A 5,975-nucleotide genomic window follows, 5' to 3' on the forward strand; every position below is an offset into this window, starting at 1 on the left:
CGCCCGGAACGATTCGAACGTCCGACCCTCAGATTCGTAGTATGAATTCGGGGTTTCTCGGCAGCACTCGTTGACACGTCGCCATACTCTCGCCCTCCCAATAAGCTACTGATCAATCGCGATTTTTCGCGCCACGGCGTAGCCTGGCGTAACGCGACCTCGATAATTCTCATCAAGGACTTCCCCAGACTAAACCCAGACTAAAAATGGTGAAGGCAACCATGGCTGATCAGCGCGAAATTCTCACCGACAAAAGCATTGCGCGTCTGTGCCCGGAAGAGAAGCAATACAAGGTGCGCGATAGCGAGCTACCGGGATTTTTCGTGCTCGTGGGCAAGCGCCGGAAGACTTTCATGGCGCAAGGTGAGTTCTGGCGTGATGGCGTTCGTGAATTCTCAGCCCAGGTAAAGCTCGGCGATTTTGGCGAGATGACCACACGCCAAGCGCGAGGCAAAGCCAAGGAAGCACTCGGGTCGATAGCCAAGGGCCAACGTCCTGGTGAGGCTCCGACGATCAAGCCAGGCTCGATAACGCTTCGGCAGGCTTGGGAGCGCTATCGGGATGTGCATATGAAACGTAAGGGTCGAGACTCAGGGACCATTGGAAATTATCGAGATCACATGGAGCGGCTGTTCAAGGACTGGCTCGATATTCCGCTTGCTCGGCTTGGCCGACAGCCGAATCTTGCTGTTGAACGCCACGACAAGATTACGAAGGAAAATGGCCCCTATATTGCCAATGGGGCTATGCGCAGTCTGCGGGCAGTCTACAACCACGCACGGAAAAGTAATACCGATCTCCCTGCCGCGAACCCCGTCTCTGCGATCGATTGGAACACGGAGCATCGACGCAACACGGGGATGGGACCACACGACATCAGCGCTTGGCTTAAGGAGCTTTACGCACTGGACAACCCGGTAAGGCGGGAATTTCACCTTTTGACACTTCTCAGTGGATCACGACCAACAGCGCTTAAAAAAGTCCGCATCGGGCACATCGATCTACGAGGACGGCTCATCCATATCCCTAAGCCCAAAGGTGGAGAGGAGAAGGCATTCGACATCCCGCTATCGCGGCCGATGATCCGCTGCATCATCCGCGCAATCAAGTGGGGCCGGATCATGTATCCCGAGCAAGGGAAATCGTGGTTGTTTCCAGCCGACAGCGAACCAGGACATCTCGTGGAACACAAGGAAGAGCGAAAGGTCCTCTCCAAATGGGGCAACGATCTGCGGCAGAGCTATCGCACGCTCGCCCAAGCGGTAGGGGTTTCAGAACTCGACATTCATCTGTTGATGAACCATTCGCTCCCCGGTGTGAACGCCGGGTACATTACGCGCGACCGTTTGCTAAGGGATCACTTGCGCCAACAGCAGCAAAGAATTTCGGAATTGATTGCTCATAGTGTCTTGACGGAGCGAGATCCTTCAATTGTCCGGTGGCTTGGAAGCGCGAACGTCGAGGAGACTGCGGGTCGAACTGAGACACGAGATCAATCTGAGACCATGTCGATGGCTGCATAGCAGCAAGCTGGGGCTCGTGCTTGTGCGGCGCACTCCGAGGGCACCTATCAGTGGAAGCGTTGGTGCCTAGGGAGGGAATCATACGCAACCACCGACACGACGAACCGCTGTTTGTCCTTAAGATGGTGGCGTGAGTACCTAGCACGGCTGTAGAGGTTCGCCACATCGCGAAACCCGCTATCGCGGAAGCCCTGTTGTGTTACTGGCGGGCAGTCCAACTCGCTGGGAAGCAGCTTTGTGGCCTGCCAGGAGCCGACGCCAGTCTGGACCGCTGGATAGGTTCAAGTGCTGGACACGCAACACCCGATTCTTGCGACTGGTGGAGCGCACGATTCCTCGGTTGGCGGCGTAAGCCGGTCATTGCCCAGAGAATGATTGCTGACAGTCGACTAGTCAAACGGCAGATGTACGGGCGCGCTAAGCTCGATCTCCTTCAGGCCACGCTGATTGGCGCGCCATAAAAACAAACATGATCATCGAATATGCGTCAGAGCCGAACACTGACCCCGCACATGCGAAGTCAATCAAGCACTTGGGACGCCAAGCGGCGTCCGGACCCCACGCCGATCCACACTTGCCCTCGGCAGAGACCACAAATGCTTGCTTTAAAGTCGTCCTGGCCTGATCGCCCCAATGCTAGATCGCGTCAGCGACACACTTTGACGTACACGCAGATCTTCTTGAAATTCTCCCAGCGGCATTGCTGCTCCATCCGGCAGACCTTTGCTTTTTCTCCGATCTGAGCCGCATAAGCAGGGATCGCGCCAACAATCAACGTCGACAGCACCATGCTGAATGTGAAGGCCACTACAAGCCTCATTGAATTCTCCTCTCTGCTAATCGTCTTACCCTTTGGCTTCTAGCGACAGGCTGAAGACGGCACGGCAAAAGCAAACTTACGGCCACTATTGGTCAGGCAGCCATCAACCCAGTTTCCCTTCACTACGTCCTGAAGCGTGATGAGCGTTCCCCCACCATTTGGTCTGCCGTTGCGGAACTGGCCCTCGTACCGGGCCGCTTGCAAGGTCATGATACCATAGCCGTCGGGCTCGCCGCTAACGAGGTTGCCCTCGTAGCGTCCAGTATTCCACTCCTGGGTGCCCCGGCCCATTTGTCGCCCCTGTTTCCAATCTCCGTCGTCTTTCTCAAACGTCTTTCCGCTACGGAGCCACCGCAGCGTCCCGGCGCCTTCTGCCAGTCCATTGACACAGTTGCCCGACCAGCTCGCGGTTTCGCCGGCGAGCGGATGAGGATTCCAAACTTTGCAGTCAGAGCCGGGGTCGGCTACGAAGGCCCCCGTCGAATTCGACTGTGCTGCGGCGACTGAGCAGCTCAGCCAGACCCCCATCAGCACGCCAACGGCCACCCGTGTCACTATGCAACTCCTGGCTTTCGTTCGCGCCTCTCAATGCTGAAGCATTGGTAGGACAACGTCCCGCAACAGCTGTTCGCGGACATCAATAAACTTGTCTCTCAATACGCCCTCGCGATCTATCACATATGTCAGCGGAAAACCGTCCGGCGGCCCAAAGCCGTCTCGTGAAATGCGCTCCAGCGTGGACGTCGGGTATGCCAACGTCTCACTGATCTTGCGCATCTTGCCGAAGTCTTCCGGCCGGTCGGCGCTGATGCCGATCAGCTCCAGTCCTTGTTCGTGATAGCGACGATAGAAGGCATTGAGAATGGGCATTTCCCTTCGGCAGGGCGCGCACCATGTGGCCCAGTAGTTGATCAGTACGACTTTCCCGTGCATTTTACTGAGATCGAACGTCTCGCCACCGAACTCGGACACGATGAGAGGCGGGGCTGCCTGATCGATCGCGGGCGCGGCGCAGGCCGAAGCCCACGTCGCCACCACTATGAGGCCGGCGACAAGAAGGTGCTCCATGCCAATACGTTTGCCCTGCGTTATGGTTGGCATCCTCTCCTCCGATCGATCCAGACTAGAAATTGTAGCTCGCCACAGTCTTGAGCATGTAAGGTGCGATGAGCTGCCCCTGGCTACCATTGTCGTTGATCGCCGCGTTGGTCCGGTAATAGATCGGAATTTCGACGTCGACATAGAACTTGAAGACCCGCTTGTGCTCCTCATCGAGAACCTTTGTGAACTCGATGCCCGGCGAGATCATGAGGCGGTCGAATCCCGTATTGAGCGGGTCGGAGGCCGCGCCGCTATCGCGTTGCCGGTGGGAGGCGATGAGTTGCACCAACGGCTCGATCTTATCAAAGCCGAGCACGTTATAGAGATTGTTGTAGACGACGCCAGCTGCACCATCGACCTGATAGCCAGGCTTGTAGAGCTCATTGAGTCCGGAATCGGGGTTATAGGCCGACTGATAGAGAAACGGCTGTTGCCACCTGATCTGCGAAAAATATTGCCAGGCGTTGTCGCCTGTGATCATTCCGCGATGGAAGGCTCCCAGGATCAGGTCGGTGCTGCCGGAGCCGATCTGGGTATCGCGATCCAATCCGGTTGCGGTAAACGTACCAGTCGGCAGCTTCAATCCGAAGATGATCCCGGTCGACAGATCTTTCGAGAAGCCCGTGTACATCCCCATGACTTCGACATCGCCGAACGACCGTGAATTGAAGGTCTGCGGGGTCGATGGATCATTCGGAAAGTTGGTATCCGTGGTGAAGGCTCGATTGACATAGGGAATGCGCACGGTAACTCCCCAGTCGCGATTGAACATGTATTGCAGCCCGACCGTGAACCAATCAGTCCGAACCTGCTTATCCGCATTGGCGCCGGCCGGTCCTTTTGATCCGCCAATCCAGTTCTTGTTTTGATCGGAATGCCACCACTCGGTAAAAATCCTGCCACCATGGTCGTCTTCCTGGGGCAACAGGCCGCCGCCAACGTCAAAGACGCTGCAGCCGCAAGCACAGGCATTCGCCGGTGTCGACGTCAGCACGGCAAGGAAGCCGAAGGCCACGACGAGAGGTGTGACTAGACTAACCGCTTGTCGCACATACCGGGAGCTGAGGTTCCAAAGGTTGAGAAACATGTCGTCTCCAATGAGATCTGGGGAGCGCGCAATGTCAGAACGAAACGCACGCTGCTGTGATGAGATTTTGGGAAGAAGCGGGCCGACATCCTGGGTTGCGGCCGCGGCTCCTGCTGATTAGGTCATGGTCGCGCTCAGAACCGTCATGCTCAGAATCGGTAGTTCACACCGAGCCGCATGGTCTGTATGGTGAGATCCGCTATCCGCTGGGTCGCCAATAAAGAAAGGAATAGCGGAAGACGAGGACGGCTCAGGCCGTCTGCGGTGGTGCGCGCGCCTGCCTGTTCGAGCCGGGACGTGAGGCTACCCCACCGGGCACTTGCTCGGACCAGTCGACACTCGTGCGGACGCCTTGCGGCAATGCAACCGAAGTCAGCTGCGGTAGATTGAGCCAAGCATCTGCTTGGGCAGCCGCATAGCAGAGAGGACAGCCGCCGTCGCATCCGCTATTGCCATCACTGCCTTGTGAGGGAGGAAAATCTGAATCGTGGTGGCAGATATCGGCCGACCACGCCGGATCAGATGCAGCAACCGCAATAGCGAATGCGGCACTGATCGGCGCGAGAACCTGCACCGCCAGCGCGACCAAGAAAACCGGAAGAAATTTTAGCAGCCGTTGCCGCATCAGCCCACCACTTGCGGCGGAGCAGAACACCGGTTGCGGCAAGTGTCGAGATTGCCTTTCCTAAAGACGCTCATTTTGCCGCAACCGATGCAAAAAAGCCGCATACATGGCGGACGTACAAATCCTGCGTCTGCGCAAGCGTCACCCAATCCAAGTGGGCATTCAAAGTCCCTGCTGCGTCGCAGGGGTCCAACTCCGTCCGGGAAATGCGCTCAAAACAGAAGCACCTCAGAGGTTCAAAGTGTCATCGGATGTCTCGGGTCGGCTATTGCGCAACATCGGCCGGAGCCGAAGAGGCTTGTGGCGAGCCTCAACCACACTCATTGAGTGCATCACTTCTTCAGACGTCGAGACTATGGCGATGGTGACCACCACAGCGGCGCCTACGCTTACGGGCAACAGGTTCGGCAGGATGTGACGTGGTCGACGCACGGATGGGGCACCTCGTCGTGGGCCGTCAACAGCTGTTCGAGACGCCAGGCAAGCCCCCCTTCGAGCCCTCCGGCGGGCCGGGCGCGTTGGAGGCTGGAGCTTCTGGCCCACGAGATGGTCAGGTTGACGTCCCACGAGAGCCTGTCGCGCAAGACGGTGCGGCGGCGCCTGGCCGAGAACGATCTCAAGCCCTGGCGCAGGCGCATGTGGTGCGTTCCAAAGGTCGACGCGGAATATGTCGCGCATGGAGGATGTGCTCGATCTGTACGCCGAGCCATCCGATCCGCGTCAACCTGTGGTCTGCTTCGATGAGAGTCCGGTCGAGCTCATCGGCGAGGTCCGACCACCGATCCCGGCAAAGCCTGGACAGATCGAGCGCTACGATTA

5 protein-coding genes and 1 pseudogene are annotated in these 5,975 nt (G+C 57.6%); 2 read left to right on the plus strand and 4 right to left on the minus strand.

Going from position 1 to position 5,975, the window contains the following annotated elements; translation table 11 throughout:
• Positions 1–221: 221 nt before the first annotated feature.
• Positions 222–1,523 carry an integrase family protein gene (locus HL671_RS37635; RefSeq protein ID WP_210264278.1) on the plus strand — a complete coding sequence of 434 codons (1,302 nt, stop codon included), beginning with the start codon at positions 222–224 and terminating at the stop codon, positions 1,521–1,523.
• 646 nt (positions 1,524–2,169) lie between these two features.
• Here HL671_RS37635 and HL671_RS37640 read toward each other — a convergent pair.
• Genes HL671_RS37640 through HL671_RS37655 form a run of 4 tightly spaced genes read right to left on the minus strand, consistent with a single transcriptional unit; the run spans position 2,170 to position 4,531 of the window.
• The gene (locus tag HL671_RS37640) at positions 2,170–2,343 is read right to left on the minus strand and encodes a hypothetical protein (RefSeq protein WP_210264279.1); all 174 of its coding nucleotides are present in this window, start codon (positions 2,341–2,343) and stop codon (positions 2,170–2,172) included.
• Between the two features lie 39 nt (positions 2,344–2,382).
• Positions 2,383–2,898: an MORN repeat-containing protein gene (locus HL671_RS39055; protein ID WP_172244199.1), complete on the minus strand. Its 516-nt coding sequence runs from the start codon at positions 2,896–2,898 to the stop codon at positions 2,383–2,385.
• A 30-nt stretch (positions 2,899–2,928) separates the two neighbouring features.
• Entirely contained in the window at positions 2,929–3,444 is a 516-nt protein-coding gene (locus HL671_RS37650) for a TlpA family protein disulfide reductase (RefSeq protein ID WP_246706078.1), read from the minus strand.
• 22 nt (positions 3,445–3,466) lie between these two features.
• Positions 3,467–4,531 (minus strand): hypothetical protein, encoded by a 1,065-nt coding sequence (locus tag HL671_RS37655; protein ID WP_172244202.1) that lies wholly within the window; start codon positions 4,529–4,531, stop codon positions 3,467–3,469.
• A gap of 1,123 nt (positions 4,532–5,654) precedes the next feature.
• Here HL671_RS37655 and HL671_RS37660 point away from each other — a divergent pair.
• Positions 5,655–5,975 (plus strand): annotated as a pseudogene (locus HL671_RS37660) (IS630 family transposase); the annotation flags it as partial.

Source organism: Bradyrhizobium denitrificans (assembly GCF_013179005.1).
Lineage (GTDB): Bacteria > Pseudomonadota > Alphaproteobacteria > Rhizobiales > Xanthobacteraceae > Bradyrhizobium > Bradyrhizobium denitrificans.

Bases quoted from the DNA above. Each gene is read 5' to 3' on its own strand.
- HL671_RS37635 (WP_210264278.1), top strand. From the start codon at position 222: ATGGCTGATCAGCGCGAAATTCTCACCGACAAAAGCATTGCGCGTCTG.
- HL671_RS37655 (WP_172244202.1), bottom strand. From the start codon at position 4,531: ATGTTTCTCAACCTTTGGAACCTCAGCTCCCGGTATGTGCGACAAGCG.
- HL671_RS37640 (WP_210264279.1), bottom strand. From the start codon at position 2,343: ATGAGGCTTGTAGTGGCCTTCACATTCAGCATGGTGCTGTCGACGTTG.
- HL671_RS37650 (WP_246706078.1), bottom strand. From the start codon at position 3,444: ATGCCAACCATAACGCAGGGCAAACGTATTGGCATGGAGCACCTTCTT.